Raw genomic sequence first — 14,335 nt, 5'->3', positions numbered from 1 at the left:
CAGTGGCCCGCCCCCCGGGCAGGGGGACGGGCCACGGTGGTGCACAAGGAGTGAGGCGTCAGCGACCGTTGCCCGCCCCGCGACGGCGCATGCCGTAGAACACGGCGCCACCGCCGACGGCGACCAGGGCGGCCGCGATGCCGGCGATCAGACCGGTGTTGGAGTTCGCACCGGTCTCGGCGAGGTTCGACTCACCGACGGCCGGGGACGGCTCGTTGTTCGAGGTGCCCGCCGGGGCGGTGCTGGTGCTCTCCGACGCCGATTCCGACGCCGGCGCGGACGGGGTCGCGGACTCGGCGGGGGCCGAGGCCGAGGCGGACTGCGACGGCTCCGGGGTCTTCGTGGCGGGCGTCGTGGGGGTCGCGGACTCCTCGGTCTGGCAGGCCGTGGAGGGAGTGGTCAGGTTGGGCGTGATGTCCGCGTCGACCTTCTTGCCGGCCTTGACGTGGACGCGGTACGTCGCGTTGGGCTTCCAGTCCTCCGCGAAGGTGACCGTGGTGCCCGCGCTGGACCCCTTGATGTTCTGCGGCTTGCCGATCTGCTTCACATCGGCACCGTTGTTCTCCAGGAACACGGTGATGATGGCCGGGGTGCCTGCGGCGTCCTTGTCGGTGACGACGATGACGCCCTTACCGCCGTCGCACGTGGCCTCGGCGGAGAAGTCACCTATCTCGCAGGCGAGCGCGGTGCCCGCGACACCCAGCGCCAGCGCGGCGGAAGCGGAGGCGACACCCAGGACACGCATGGAACGGCGTGCGTTACGGCGAGTTTTGGACACGTTTGTCCTTTACAGAGTGCATAACTGCGGGGGGCTGAGGGGGAGATGACATGGCGAAGAATCGAGGCATCATCAACCCCAAGAGGCTCACAGGTCTATAAGCGCTCCGTAAGGAGTGTCAATGCGCAAGCGGAGCACGTGTGTTGACTTTACCATCTTATTAGCTAGCGATACGTTTCAATGCCTCGGGCGCCTCCTCGATCCGGTCAACCAGGGCAATCCGGGCCTCCATCGACCGTCCCCGCGCGAGCGCCTGGAGCAGCGGCCACACCGGCAGCCGCTCCGTCCAGTGCGCCCGGTCCACCAGCACCATCGGCGTGGGCTCGCCACGCGACTCGTAGTAGTTCGGGGTCGCGTTGTCGAAGACCTCCTGTACGGTCCCGGCGGCGCCCGGCAGGAACACCACGCCCGCGGTGGAGCGGGCCAGCAGGCCGTCCTCGCGGGTGGCGTTGGCGAAGTACTTCGCGATGTGCGCGGCGAAGGCGTTCGGCGGCTCGTGACCGTAGAACCAGGTCGGGATGCCCACCGACGCGCCACCGCCGGGCCAGCGGTCGCGCACCTCGAAGGCGGCGTGGGCCCAGTCGGCGATGGACGGCCGGAACGACGGCGCCTTGGCGAGGAGTCGCAGCGCTTCGCTCAGCATCCCGTCCTCGAACGGGGCCGAGTACGCACCGAGGTTGGCCGCCTCCATGGCCCCCGGCCCGCCGCCGGTGGCCACCGTGAGCCCGGCGCGCGCCAGTTCGCGGCCCAGGCGGGCGGCACCCGCGTACGCCTGCGTGCCGCGCTCCATCGCGTGGCCGCCCATGACGCCCACCACCCGTTCGCCGACGAGGAGTTCGTCGAGCGCGTCGGAGACGGCGTCGTCGTGGATCGCGCGCAGCATGGACGAGTAGACGTCCCCGTCGGACTTGGTCCGCTGGAACCATTCGTACGCCCGCGCGTCCGGCGTCGCCTCGTATCCCTCGCCGAGGGACTCGAACAGCTCGTCGGGCGTGTAGACGAAGCCCCGGTACGGGTCGAAGGGCAGCCCTGGCACGGGCGGGAACACCAGCGCCCCCGCGGCGCGCACCCTGGCGGCTGCCTCGGGATCCATCGGGCAGCCGAGGAAGACGGCACCCGAGGTGTCCAGGGCGAGCAACTCACTCGTACGGGACGTCAGATCGACCGCCTGGACACGGAACCGGGCGAGCGTGCCGTGCTCGGCGACCACCTCGTCGAACTCCGCGAGGGACTCTATCTCGTGGTCGTGGGCGGCACGGTGGGGCTGGGCGGGTGTCGGATGCACCCGCCCATGCTGGCACAGACGTTCACCCGAACGGGCTCATCCCTGAACTGCCGCCGGGTCCATCCACATGACCTCCCAGGTGTGGCCGTCGAGGTCGTCGAAGGCGCGGCCGTACATGAAGCCGTGGTCCTGGGTCTCGCCGGTGGCGGTGCCGCCGGCCGCGATCGCCTTGTCCACCAGCTCGTCGACCTTCTCCCGGCTCTCGGCGCTCAGACAGACCAGCACCTCGCTGGACTTCGTCGCGTCGACGATCTCCTTCTTGGTGAAGTCGGCGTAGCGCTGCCTGCTGAGCAGCATCGCGACGATGGTGTCGCTGATCACGACGGAGGTGCACTCGTCGGTCGAGAACTGCGGATTGATCGTGTAGCCGAGCTCCGTGAAGAACTTCCGCGACGCCGCGACGTCGTTGGTGGCCAGGTTCACGAAAATCATCTGCTGGTACATGAGGGTCTCTCCCGTCGTGTTCGTGCCGTTCGGTGGGGTAGACCGGCGGTCGGCGCGGAACTCATCGGCGCCCGGGGATTTTTTTCTCCGGACTCTTCAGCGGCCCAGCGGGAGTGCCGCGAGGCGCGCGACCGCCAGCGTGAGCGGGCCGAACAGGGCGAGCAGCGCGCCCGCCCGCAGGGCCGCCGCACCGCGCAGCACCCTGGTCCGGGCACCCAGGCGGACCAGTGCGGCGGTGGTGTCGGCCCGTGACTGCCTGACCTCGACGGCCACCGTGAGGAGCGTGGCCACCGTGCAACCGGCGACCAGGAGGGTGCCGAGGCCGGTCAGCGGGCCGACGGGCGGGACGCCACCGCCGTACGGCGCCGTCATCGCGTACGCACCGGACGCGACCGCGCAGACGAGGCCGAGGGGCCGGCCGATACGGGCGGCTTCCGCCATCAGGAAGCGGCCGGCGAGCAGCCTGAGCGCGCCCGGGCGGACCGCTTGCAGCAGACGGCCGCAGAGGTGGGTGAGGCCGGGGGCGGCGAGGGCCAGGCCGGCCGCGGTCAGGGCCCAGCCGGCGAGTACCCCGGCGGGGCTTTCCCGCAGGGGGGCCGGGGTGGCGGGGCCGGTGTAGGACTCCACGGCGAGGCCCGCGGCCAGTACGGCGACGCCCCAGGGCAGACCGCGGGGTGCTTCGCGGGGTGGCGGGGGGTCGGGGAGGGCGTCGGCGAGGGAGTCGCTGGGGGAGTCGGTCCAGTCGGCGTCCGGGGGCGCCGCTTTGGGGTCGGTCACCTCGTCCGGGGCGTGCGGGGCACCGCCTGCCGGTACCGGCTCACGCAGCCGGAAGCGTGCCCCGAACCGGGGGGAGACGGGCTGCGGGCGGCGGGCGTCGCGGGGGCGCAGCACCAGGGCGGCCGCGGTGGAGGCGGTGGTGGGAACCACGGCCAGCAGGGTGAGGGTGGCCGGAACGGGCAGCGGTCGGCCGGCGGCGAGCAGTCGCGCGGCGGCGCCGTCGAAGGGCAGGCCCGTCAGGTCGCCGCGCAGGTGGAGGAAGAGCAGGAGCGCCACCGTCGAGCCGAGTGCGCAGGACAGGGCGGTCGTCAGGGCCGAGATCGCCATCAGCCGGGCCGGTCCCAGGCCCAGCGCGGACAGGCCGGGCCGGGGGCGGGTGCCGGGGTCGGTGCGGGCGACGGCCACCGCGAAGTGGACGGTGGCCGCCAGCGGGACCGCGCACCAGGCCAGGCGCAGCAGCAGGGAGGCGGCGGGCTTGTCGGGGTGGCCCAGCGCGTAGCCGAAGGTGCCGAGCAGGAGGAAGCTCGTGCCCGCGGCCGCCGTCGCCACCAGCAGGCGGCGCAGCTGGACCGCGGGATGCGCGAGGCGGGTCAGGCGGAGAGCGAGCACGCGGCCCGGCCTTCCGGCTCGGGGGCCTCGGGCAGCTGCACGGTGTGGACGCGCCGGCCGTCCAGGAGTGCCACCGTGCGGTCGGCGAGCGCCGCGGTCTGAGCGTCGTGGGTGGCCAGCACCACCGTGATGCCGTGCGAGCGGGCCGCGGTGGTCAGCGTCCGCAGGACGTGCGCGCGGTCGGCCCGGTGCAGCGGGGCGGTCGGCTCGTCGGCGAAGAGGACCGTGGGCGCGGGGGCCAGCGCCCGGGCGATGGCGACGCGCTGGCGCTCGGCCTGCACCAGCTCGTGCGGGCGCTTGCGGGACTTGTCGCCGACGTCCAGCCGCTCCAGCCACTCCAGGGCCGCCACCTTGGCCCGGCGGCGGCCGGCGCCGCGCAGCATCAGGGGGAGGGCGGTGTTCTCCCACACGGTCAGCTCGGGGACCAGCGCCGGTGCCGGGTCGATCCAGCAGAAGCGGTCCCGGCGCAGCCGTTCACGCCGCATGGGGCCCATGGTGTGCACGGGCACGCTGTTGAACCAGATCTCCCCGCGCTGCGCCGGCACCAGGCCGGACAGACAGCGCAGCAGGGTCGTCTTGCCGCTGCCGCGCGGCCCGCTGACGGCGAGGATCTCGCCCACCCGCACGCCGAGCGAGACCCCGGCCAGTCCCGGCGAGCCGTCGGGGTGCACGTAGTGCAGCGAGCGTGCCCAGAGCACGTCGTTGTCCGGTGGGGCCTCCATGGGCGTACACCTCGGTTCTGATCCGTATTTCCCGTGCCAAGTCCCTCGTGCGGGGGAACGAAGGCAGGACCGATCGGTTACCAGGCACGCTAAGGAGCCGGGGCCGCGACGCCGGACAGCACGCGGCCCGGGGTGCACCCTTCTCACTCGTACGGGTGCTCCCCGGGCCGTATGACCGGCGCAGTCGCCGGAGGCTAGAGCTTCGTCCACGCCTCCGTCAGCGTCGCGCGCAGGATCTGCTCGATCTCGTCGAAGGTCTCCTGGTTGGAGATCAGCGGCGGGGCGAGCTGGACGACCGGGTCGCCGCGGTCGTCGGCACGGCAGTACAGGCCGTTGTCGTAGAGCGCCTTGGAGAGGAAGCCGTACAGGACGCGCTCGGTCTCCTCGTCGTTGAAGGACTCCTTGGTGTTCTTGTCCTTCACCAGCTCGATGCCGTAGAAGAAGCCGTTGCCGCGGACGTCGCCGACGATCGGCAGGTCGTGCAGCTTCTGGAGGGTCTGGAGGAAGGCGGCCTCGTTGTCCAGCACGTGCTGGTTGAGGTTCTCCCGCTCGAACAGGTCGAGGTTGGCGAGGCCCACCGCGGCCGACACCGGGTGGCCGCCGAAGGTGTAGCCGTGCAGGAAGGTGTTGTCGCCCTTGTAGAACGGCTCGGCGAGCTTGTCGGAGATGATGCAGGCGCCGATCGGGGAGTAGCCCGAGGTCATGCCCTTGGCGCAGGTGATCATGTCCGGGACGTAGCCGAACTTGTCGCAGGCGAACATCGTGCCGAGGCGGCCGAAGGCGCAGATGACCTCGTCGGAAACCAGCAGCACGTCGTACTGGTCGCAGATCTCGCGGACCCGCTGGAAGTACCCGGGCGGGGGCGGGAAGCAGCCGCCGGCGTTCTGCACCGGCTCCAGGAAGACCGCGGCGACGGTTTCCGGGCCCTCGAAGAGGATCTGCTGCTCGATCTGGTCGGCGGCCCAGCGGCCGAAGGCCTCCGGGTCGTCACCGAAGATCGGGGCACGGTAGATGTTGGTGTTCGGCACCTTGTGCGCGCCCGGGACGAGGGGCTCGAAGGGGGCCTTCAGGCCCGGCAGGCCGGTGATCGACAGGGCGCCCTGCGGGGTGCCGTGGTAGGCGACCGCGCGGGAGATGACCTTGTACTTGGTCGGCTTGCCCTGGAGCTTGAAGTACTGCTTGGCGAGCTTCCAGGCGGTCTCGACCGCCTCGCCGCCGCCGGTGGTGAAGAAGACCTTGTTCAGGTCGCCCGGGGCGTAGTCCGCGAGCCGCTCCGCCAGTTCCACGGCCTTGGGGTGGGCGTAGGACCACACCGGGAAGAACGCCAGCTCCTGCGCCTGCTTGAAGGCGGTCTCGGCCAGTTCCGTGCGGCCGTGACCGGCCTGGACCACGAACAGACCCGCGAGACCGTCGAGGTAGCGCTTGCCCTTGTCGTCGTAGATGTAGGTGCCCTCGCCGCGCACGATCGTCGGCACGGGGGAGTTCTCGTACGAGGACATGCGGGTGAAGTGCATCCACAGGTGGTCGTACGCGGTTCGGCTGAGGTCCTTTGAGCTCACGGTTATCGGGTTCCCCACATGTAGGTCTGCTTCTTGAGCTTGAGGTAGACGAAGCTCTCGGTGGAGCGCACGCCGGGAAGGGCCCGGATGCGTTTGTTGATGACGTCCAGCAGGTGGTCGTCGTCCTCGCAGACGATCTCGGCGAGGATGTCGAACGAGCCCGCGGTCATCACCACGTACTCGACTTCCGACATGCCGGTCAGTGCGTCGGCGATCGACTCGACATCGCCCTCGACGTTGATGCCGACCATCGCCTGCCGGCGGAAGCCCACGGTGAGCGGGTCCGTGACGGCGACGATCTGCATCACGCCCTGGTCCAGCAGCTTCTGGACGCGTTGGCGCACGGCCGCCTCGGACAGGCCCACGGCCTTGCCGATCGCGGCGTACGGCCGGCGGCCGTCCTCCTGGAGCTGCTGGATGATGGCGAGGGAGACGGCATCCAGCTGGGGATTGCCGTTCCTGGACTCGCGGGAGTCCCTCTGGTCTGCGCTTCGACTGGCCACGGGGTCACTGTGCACGACGTCTCGACAGTTCCGCAAGGCGTGATCGATGAAATTCGTTGTTTACGTAGCTGAAGCCTGCGGATTTCGCACCCAACGTGCGATCGGGGGTGTTGAAAACGTCGACTCTCGGATTAGGGTGGGTGTCTCAGTCAATGGACATCCCGAACCTTGGAGGGCCGGCAGTGAGCACCGAGCTGCGTCGTCTGCGCAACTACATCGACGGTGAGTTCCGGGACGCCGCCGACGGACGGACCACCGAGGTGGTCAACCCCGCGACGGGCGAGGCGTACGCGACCGCGCCGCTGTCCGGGCAGGCCGACGTGGACGCCGCGATGGCCGCGGCCGCCGCGGCCTTCCCCGGCTGGCGGGACACGACCCCGGCCGAGCGGCAGAAGGCCCTCCTGAAGATCGCGGACGCGTTCGAGGAGCGCGCCGAGGAACTGATCGCGGCCGAGGTGGAGAACACGGGCAAGCCGACCGGGCTGACCCGCTCCGAGGAGATCCCGCCGATGGTCGACCAGATCCGCTTCTTCGCGGGCGCGGCGCGGATGCTGGAGGGCCGCTCGGCCGGCGAGTACATGGAGGGGATGACCTCGATCATCCGCCGTGAGCCGGTCGGCGTCTGCGCCCAGGTCGCGCCGTGGAACTACCCGATGATGATGGCGGTGTGGAAGTTCGCCCCGGCGATCGCGGCGGGCAACACGGTCGTCCTGAAGCCGTCGGACACCACCCCCGCCTCCACGGTCCTGATCGCCGACATCATCGGTTCGATCCTGCCCAAGGGCGTCTTCAACGTCATCACCGGCGACCGTGACACCGGCCGCCTGATGGTCGAGCACCCGACCCCCGCGATGGCCTCCATCACCGGTTCCGTGCGCGCCGGCATGTCGGTCGCCGAGTCCGCGTCCAAGGACCTCAAGCGCGTCCACCTCGAACTGGGCGGCAAGGCGCCGGTCGTGGTCTTCGAGGACACCGACATCCCCAAGGCCGTCGAGGACATCTCGGTCGCGGGCTTCTTCAACGCCGGCCAGGACTGTACGGCCGCCACCCGCGTCCTCGTCCACGAGTCCATCCACGACGAGTTCGTCGCCGCGCTCGCCAAGACCGCGTCCGAGACGAAGACGGGCCAGCCGGACGACGAGGACGTGCTGTACGGCCCCCTCAACAACCCCAACCAGCTCAAGCAGGTCGCCGGCTTCATCGAGCGGCTCCCCGCCCACGCCAAGGTCGAGGCGGGCGGCCACCAGGTCGGCGACAAGGGCTACTTCTACGCCCCGACCGTCGTCTCGGGCCTCAAGCAGGACGACGAGATCATCCAGAAGGAGGTCTTCGGCCCGGTCATCACCGTCCAGTCCTTCACGGACGAGGACCAGGCCGTGGAGTGGGCCAACGGCGTCGAGTACGCCCTTGCCTCCTCGGTGTGGACCAGGGACCACGGCCGCGCCATGCGGATGTCCAAGAAGCTCGACTTCGGCTGCGTGTGGATCAACACCCACATCCCGCTGGTCGCCGAGATGCCCCACGGCGGCTTCAAGAAGTCCGGCTACGGCAAGGACCTCTCGGGATACGGCTTCGACGACTACACCCGCATCAAGCACGTGATGACGTCGCTGGACGCGTAGCGCTCCGCTGGGGGCGGGGGCCGGCCCGAGGTCAGTCGTGGCTTGTCGTCGGTGGGCGTGCCCGGGGTCGTAGGCCGTTGGTCGACATGGTGTCGGGCAGGTCCCCGCTTGCTCGACGCTGCGTCGATTGCCCGCCCGGCGGCCGGGGCGGCATCCTTCCGGGGTGCCCCAGACTTCCTCGCCCGCGGTCCCCGTCTCCCGTCGTTCCCTGTTGCGCGCGCTCGGCGGCACCGCCGTGTTCGGCGCGCTGGCCGGCTGCGGTGTGCCCGCCGCGTACGTCAAGCCGGGCGATCGTGCCGCCGCCGACGCGTCCGCCACTGACAAGCGGCTGACGTGGGCGAACTGGCCGCTGTACATCGACACCGACGACGACAACCCCGACAAGCGGCCCACGCTGGAGGCGTTCGAGAGGCGCACGGGCATCTCGGTCGACTACGTCGAGGAGATCAACGACAACGACGAGTTCTTCGGCAAGATCAGCCCCGCGCTGATGAACCACCAGTCGACCGGCCGGGACGTCATCGTCATGAGCGACTGGATGTGCGCGCGGTTCGTGCGCCTGGGCTGGGTGCAGAAGATGGACCGCGCCCGGCAGCCGAACGTGACGAAGTACCTCGACCCGCTCCTGCGCTCGCCCGCCTTCGACCCCGGCCGGAAGTTCACCGTGCCCTGGCAGTCCGGCATCACCGGCATCGCCTACAACCGGCGCAAGCTGGGCCGCGAGATACGCCGCGTCAAGGACCTGTGGGCGAGCGACCTCAAGGGCCGGGTGACCCTGCTCTCCGGACTGGACGAGGCGTTCGCGCTGCTGATGCAGGGCAACGGCGTGGACATCACCAAGTGGACGGCCGACGACTTCCACGCCGTCTGCGACGAGGTGCAGCAGCAGGTCGACCGGGGCCAGATCCGCCGCTTCACCGGCAACGACTACACCAAGGACCTGGTCAGCGGCGATGTCCTGGCCTGCCAGGCGTACTCCGGTGACGTCATCCAGCTCCAGGCGGACAACCCCGACATCCGCTTCGTCGTCCCCGAGGAGGGCGCGGAGCTGTGGTCCGACTCCCTGATGATCCCCGACCGGGCCCGCCACAAGGCCAACGCCGAACGGCTCGTCGACTACTACTACGAGCCCGAGGTCGCCGCCGAACTCGCCGCCTGGGTCAACTACGTCTGCCCGGTCCCGGCGGCCCGGGAGGTCCTGGCCGCCGCGAAGGACAAGGACACGGCCGCCCTGGCCGACAACCCCCTGATCTTCCCGAACGCCGAGATGCGCGAGCGCCTCGCCATCGCCCGGGACATCACCTCGACCGAACGCGTGGACTTCGCGAAGCGGTGGAACAAGATCGTGGGACTGTAGGCCGGCCATGGCGTGAGCGCGACCCCGGGAGAGGCGACGTCCCGGTCAGCTGAAGACCACGGTCCGGTTGCCGTGGATCAGGACGCGGCCCTGGCAGTGCCAGTTGACGGCGCGGGCCAGTGCCAGGCGTTCGGCGTCGCGGCCGACGGTGACGAGCTGGTCGGGGCCGGCCCGGTGGTCGACGCGGATGATCTCCTGCTCGATGATCGGCCCCTCGTCCAGATCCGCCGTGACGTAGTGCGCCGTCGCGCCGACGAGCTTCACCCCGCGGCGGTGGGCCTGGTGGTACGGCTTGGCCCCGGCGAAACTCGGCAGGAACGAGTGGTGGATGTTGATGGCCCGCCCTTCCAGCCGCTTGCACAGCTCGTCGGAGAGCACCTGCATGTAGCGGGCGAGGACGACCAGGTCGATGTGGTGTTCCTCGACGAGAGCGAGCAACCGGGCCTCCGCCTGCGGCTTGGTGCCGGCCGTCACCGGGATGTGCTCGAACGGCACGCCCTCGGCCGCCACCAGCGGCTCCAGGTCGGGGTGGTTGGAGGCCACCAGGACGATCTCGGCGTCCAGGGCGCCGCTGCGCCACCGGTAGAGCAGGTCGGCCAGGCAGTGGTCGAACCTGGACACCATCACCAGCACACGGGGCTTGAGCGCGGCGTTCCTGAGCTGCCACTCCATCCCGAACTCGGCGGCCACGGGCGCGAAGGTGTCCCGCAGACGGTCCAGGGCCACCTCGGCGCCGGGGGCGGCGAAACTCGTGCGCAGGAACACGATGCCGTGGTCGGCGTCGTCGAACTGCTGGTGCTCGGTGATGTCGCACCCGTGCCCGAGCAGGAACGACGTCACGGCGTGGAGGATGCCGGGGCGCTCGGGGCAGCTGAGGGTGAGGACGAACTCAGTCTTCATGACAGGCTCCTCGGCACGGTGCTTCCCCGGTACTCCGTGCAGGCGTCGACCAGCCAGGCGGCCAGGTAGGAGGCGAACGACGAACGGACCAGCAGCCAGACGCCGGAGGCCGCCTCGCCGCGCACCACGAGGGTCACCGGGGCCTGGGCCAGCAGCGTGGTCGGGCAGGAGCCGACGGGGGTCACCCGCGGATCCAGGTCGATGGCACAGCCCTGGGCCAGTACCTCGCGGACGAGGTGACCGGACAGGGCCAGCGTGGTGCGCTGCGCCGAGACGTCGGTGACGGTGGCGAACTCGTCGCCGACGGCCGAGCGCAGCCGCGCGAGGAGGTCGTCCCGCTCGCCGTCGGGTGCCACCAGCAGCCATTCGTCCGGGCCCATCCACAGCACCTTGACGTCGCCCGACAGCTCGGCGCGCACGGGGCCGGGCAGGGTCACGCCCAGGCAGGACTCGACGGCGCTCGCCGCCGCGCTGCCGGGCTCCAGGCGGAGGGTGAGCTGGGTCAGGCAGGGCAGTTCCCGCACCTGGAATCCGGTCGGCAGCCGCTCGAAGCGGTCCTGCCACTCGGACAGCGGGCTGAAGCGAGTGGGCGTCTCAACCGTCACGGCGAGCTCCCTCCTTGTCGAAGAGCACGGGTTCGGTCACGGTCACCGGGACGGTCCGGCCGTCCAGCGGGACGTAGAGGGTCTCGCCGATGCGCCGGGTTCCGGAGCGCACCAGGGCCAGGGCGAACGTCCGCCGCAGGGCGTCGCTGCGGTAGCTGGAGGTGACGTGGCCCAGCATCGGCACCGGGGGCGCCGGGATGTCACTGGTGGCGATGATCTGGGCGCCTTCGGGGAGCAGCACGTGCTCGTCGGCCGGCAGCAGGCCCACCAGCTGCTTGCGGTCCTCGCGCCGGTTCTCCGCGCGGGTGAAGGACCGCTTGCCCACGAAGTCCGGCTTCTTCCTCGACACGACCCACGACATGCCCAGGTCCTGCGGGGTGATGGTGCCGTCGGTGTCCTGCCCGATGATCGGGTAGGCCTTCTCGGCACGCAGCACGTGCATCGTCTCGGTGCCGTACGTCGTGATGCCGAACGCGTCGCCCGCCCCGAGGAGCGCCTGCCACACGGTGATGCCGTACCAGGCGGGCACGTTGATCTCGTAGGCGAGTTCACCGGAGAAGCTGATACGGCACACGCGCGCCGCCACCCCGGCGACGGTGGTGTCCTGCCAGGACATGAAGGGAAAGGCGTCGTTGCTCACGTCGAGGCCCGGTGCCACCAAGGCCAGTACGTCGCGGGAGCGGGGGCCGACGAGGGGGATCGTCACCCAGTGCTCGGTGACGGAGGTGAGGTGCACCCGCAGGTCGGGCCACTCCGTCTGGAGCCACTCCTCCATCCATTCGAGGATCTTGGCCGCGTTGCCGGTGGTCGTGGTCAGCAGGAACTCCTGCTCGGCCACCCGGATCACGGTGCCGTCGTCGATGGCCATGCCGTCGACGCCGCACATCACGCCGTAGCGGACCCGGCCCACCTTGAGGGTGCTCATCAGGTTCGTGTAGAGCCGGTCCAGCAGCACGCCGGCGTCCGGGCCCCGCACATCGATCTTGCCGAGGGTGGAGCCGTCCATCATCGCGACGCCGGTGCGGGCGGCCCGGCACTCGCGCAGTACCGCCTCGTCCATGGTCTCGCCGGGCCGGGGGTAGTACCAGGGGCGCTTCCACTGGCCGACGTTCTCGAACAGGGCGCCGTGCTCGACGTGCCAGGGGTGCAGCGCGGTGACCCGGACAGGATCGAAGAGTTCCCCGCGGTTACGGCCGGCGAGGGCGGCGAAGGCGACCGGCACGGCGGGCGGGCGGAAGCGGGTGGTGCCGAGGTCGGCGACGTCCAGCCCGAGCGCCTCGGCGACGATGCCCGAGGTCATCACGCCCGAGGTACGGCCCTGGTCGTGGGCGGTGCCGATGGTCGTGTACCGCTTGACGTGCTCCACCGAGCGCAGACCCGCCCCGGTCGCCCGCAGCACGTCGGAGACGGTCGCGTCGCGTTGCAGGTCGACGAACTGGTTCGAGCCGTCCTGAGCGTCGTGACCGTCCTGCGGGCTCGGGACCCGCCAGAGCACCCGCGTGGGCGCTCCGTCCGGGAGTGGTGCGGTGGTCGGCGGGGTGATCGTCCGACCGGTCCGGCCGAGGGCCGACAGGGCCTGCCGGGCCGCTTCCACGCCGTCCGCGAGACAGCCGGAGAGGGTGAACGTACCGCCGGCCGCCCCTGCGGTACGGACGTTGCCGGGTGCGTCCGCGGGGACGAAGGCGCCGACCCCGGCGTCGTAGCGCAGGGTGCCGCGGGCCTGGCTGAACAGGGCCACCGCGGGGTTCCAGCCGCCGGAGACCAGCAGCAGATCGCAGTCGATGCCCTGCCGCTCGCCGAGCCGGCCCTGGCCGAAGGGGGCGACGTGGGCACGGGTGACGCGCTCGATCCCGCTGCTGCCGGTGACGACGTGGCCCGCGCGGATGCCGATGCCGCGTTCGTCGCAGGCGGTGCGCCAGTGTGCCGGCACCTCCTCGCGCGCGTCGATCACCGCGGCGATCCGCACGCCCGCGTCGGCCAGTTCGAGTGCGGCCGGGTAGGCGCTGTCGTTCGTGGTGAACACGACGGCCCGCTGTCCGGGCAGGACGCCGAAGCGGTTCAGGTAGGTGCGGGCCGAGCCGGCCAGCATGATCCCGGGGCGGTCGTTGTTGTCGAAGGCGACCGGACGCTCGTGGGCACCGGTGGCGTACACGACCTGCTTGGAGCGGATCCGCCAGACCCGCTGCCGCGAGACGTGGGCGGGCGCCGCCGCGCCGAGGTGGTCGGTGCGCTTCTCCAGGGCGAGGACGAGTCCGTCGTCGTAGTGGCCGAAGGCGGTGGTGCGCGACAGGACCCGTACGTCGGGGTTGCCGGCGAGTTCGGCGCGGACCTCGTCGACCCAGGTGAGCGCCGGTGCCCCGGCGATCAGTTCCTGGCTGCCGAGCAACGAGCCGCCGGACTCCGGGAGTTCGTCGACGAGGATGACCCGGGTCCCGGCCCGGGCGGCGGCCAGCGTGGCGGCCAGGCCCGCCGGGCCCGCGCCGACGACCAGGAGGTCGCAGTGGGCGTGCATGGTGTCGTAGCGGGCGGTGTCCGGCTCGCCGCTCAGCCTGCCCTGACCCGACAGGCCCCGGGCGACCAGGCCCTCGTACAGCTCCACAGTGGTGGCCGTGAGCATGGGCTCGGGGAAGGGGAACTCGATCTGGACGAGTGCGTTCGGTTCCTCGGCGCCGGCGGCCAGGACACCGCGCGGACGGCCGTACTTGATGCTGTGGGCCACGTGGTGCACGCCGTTGGCCAGCAGGGCCGAGGCGAGGGTGTCGCCGGGGTGCCCGGTGTAGGCGGTGCCGTCGAAGGTGAAGGAGAGCGCGGTGTCGCGGTCGACACGGCCGTGGCCGGGAGCGCGGAAGGGGGTGTTCATCGGGCGGCCTCCTGGCCCTTCGCGGTGCTCGTGTGGGAAGGACGCTCGGCGCCGGTCTCGTAGACGGCGAGGAACTCGTGGGTGACGGTGTCGCGCACGGCGTTGAACCAGCGCCGGCAGCCGGCCGAGTGCACCCACCGTTCGGCGAAGGGGCCCTTGGGGTTGTCGCGGAAGAAGACGTACTGGGCCCACTGCTCGTCGTCGAGCGCGTAGGGGTCGTCGGGGTAGGCGATGTGCGCCTGACCGCCGTAGTGGAACTCGATCTCCTCGCGGTCACCGCACCAGGGGCAGGTGATGAGCTGCATGTCGGTACT

The 14,335-nt window shown here is 70.9% G+C and carries 11 protein-coding genes and 1 pseudogene; 2 read left to right on the top strand and 10 right to left on the bottom strand.

Annotated elements, in window-relative coordinates; genetic code table 11:
* Positions 1-58 precede the first annotated feature (58 nt).
* From ACFY01_RS34355 to ACFY01_RS34325, 7 genes are all read right to left on the bottom strand, one after another.
* On the bottom strand, positions 59-745 hold the full coding sequence (locus tag ACFY01_RS34355; protein WP_390739679.1) for an LAETG motif-containing sortase-dependent surface protein: 687 nt from the start codon (positions 743-745) through the stop codon (positions 59-61).
* Positions 746-938: 193 nt separating this feature from the next.
* Entirely contained in the window at positions 939-2,063 is a 1,125-nt protein-coding gene (locus ACFY01_RS34350; protein WP_390739678.1) for an LOG family protein, read from the bottom strand.
* Positions 2,064-2,099: 36 nt separating this feature from the next.
* Positions 2,100-2,507 carry a VOC family protein gene (locus ACFY01_RS34345; RefSeq protein WP_390739677.1) on the bottom strand — a complete coding sequence of 136 codons (408 nt, stop codon included), beginning with the start codon at positions 2,505-2,507 and terminating at the stop codon, positions 2,100-2,102.
* A 96-nt stretch (positions 2,508-2,603) separates the two neighbouring features.
* The gene (locus ACFY01_RS34340) at positions 2,604-3,893 is read right to left on the bottom strand and encodes a hypothetical protein (RefSeq protein WP_390739676.1); all 1,290 of its coding nucleotides are present in this window, start codon (positions 3,891-3,893) and stop codon (positions 2,604-2,606) included.
* The gene (locus tag ACFY01_RS34335) at positions 3,875-4,615 is read right to left on the bottom strand and encodes an ABC transporter ATP-binding protein (RefSeq protein WP_390739675.1); all 741 of its coding nucleotides are present in this window, start codon (positions 4,613-4,615) and stop codon (positions 3,875-3,877) included. Before ACFY01_RS34335 ends, ACFY01_RS34340 begins: the two co-directional genes overlap by 19 nt.
* 194 nt (positions 4,616-4,809) lie before the next feature.
* Positions 4,810-6,192 carry an aspartate aminotransferase family protein gene (locus ACFY01_RS34330; protein WP_390739674.1) on the bottom strand — a complete coding sequence of 461 codons (1,383 nt, stop codon included), beginning with the start codon at positions 6,190-6,192 and terminating at the stop codon, positions 4,810-4,812.
* A complete protein-coding gene (locus tag ACFY01_RS34325) occupies positions 6,177-6,692 on the bottom strand; it encodes an Lrp/AsnC family transcriptional regulator (RefSeq protein WP_132855984.1) in 516 nt (171 codons plus the stop codon). The genes ACFY01_RS34330 and ACFY01_RS34325 overlap by 16 nt, the downstream gene beginning before the upstream one ends.
* Positions 6,693-6,859: 167 nt before the next feature.
* On the opposite strand from ACFY01_RS34325, the gene ACFY01_RS34320 reads away from it, so the two are divergent.
* Positions 6,860-8,299 carry a gamma-aminobutyraldehyde dehydrogenase gene (locus tag ACFY01_RS34320; RefSeq protein ID WP_390739673.1) on the top strand — a complete coding sequence of 480 codons (1,440 nt, stop codon included), beginning with the start codon at positions 6,860-6,862 and terminating at the stop codon, positions 8,297-8,299.
* Positions 8,300-8,462: 163 nt separating this feature from the next.
* Positions 8,463-9,656, top strand: a complete 1,194-nt coding sequence (locus ACFY01_RS34315) for a spermidine/putrescine ABC transporter substrate-binding protein (RefSeq protein ID WP_390739672.1) — start codon at positions 8,463-8,465, stop codon at positions 9,654-9,656.
* Between the two features lie 45 nt (positions 9,657-9,701).
* Here the strand turns inward: ACFY01_RS34315 and purU are convergent, their stop codons facing one another.
* The 3 genes and pseudogenes from purU to ACFY01_RS34300 all read right to left on the bottom strand — a co-directional run bounded on the left by purU (position 9,702) and on the right by ACFY01_RS34300 (position 14,326).
* Positions 9,702-10,556, bottom strand: a complete 855-nt coding sequence (gene purU / locus ACFY01_RS34310; protein ID WP_390739671.1) for a formyltetrahydrofolate deformylase — start codon at positions 10,554-10,556, stop codon at positions 9,702-9,704.
* Complete coding sequence (locus ACFY01_RS34305) at positions 10,553-11,161, bottom strand: sarcosine oxidase subunit gamma (RefSeq protein ID WP_390739670.1); 609 nt, start codon at positions 11,159-11,161, stop codon at positions 10,553-10,555. The genes purU and ACFY01_RS34305 overlap by 4 nt, the downstream gene beginning before the upstream one ends.
* Positions 11,151-14,326, bottom strand: a pseudogene (locus ACFY01_RS34300) (sarcosine oxidase subunit delta family protein). Before ACFY01_RS34300 ends, ACFY01_RS34305 begins: the two are co-directional and overlap by 11 nt.
* Between the last annotated feature and the right edge of the window lie 9 nt (positions 14,327-14,335).

The organism is Streptomyces sp. NPDC001480 (assembly GCF_042894725.1).
Classification (GTDB): domain Bacteria; phylum Actinomycetota; class Actinomycetes; order Streptomycetales; family Streptomycetaceae; genus Streptomyces.
This window is presented reverse-complemented; position numbering and strand designations above follow the sequence as displayed.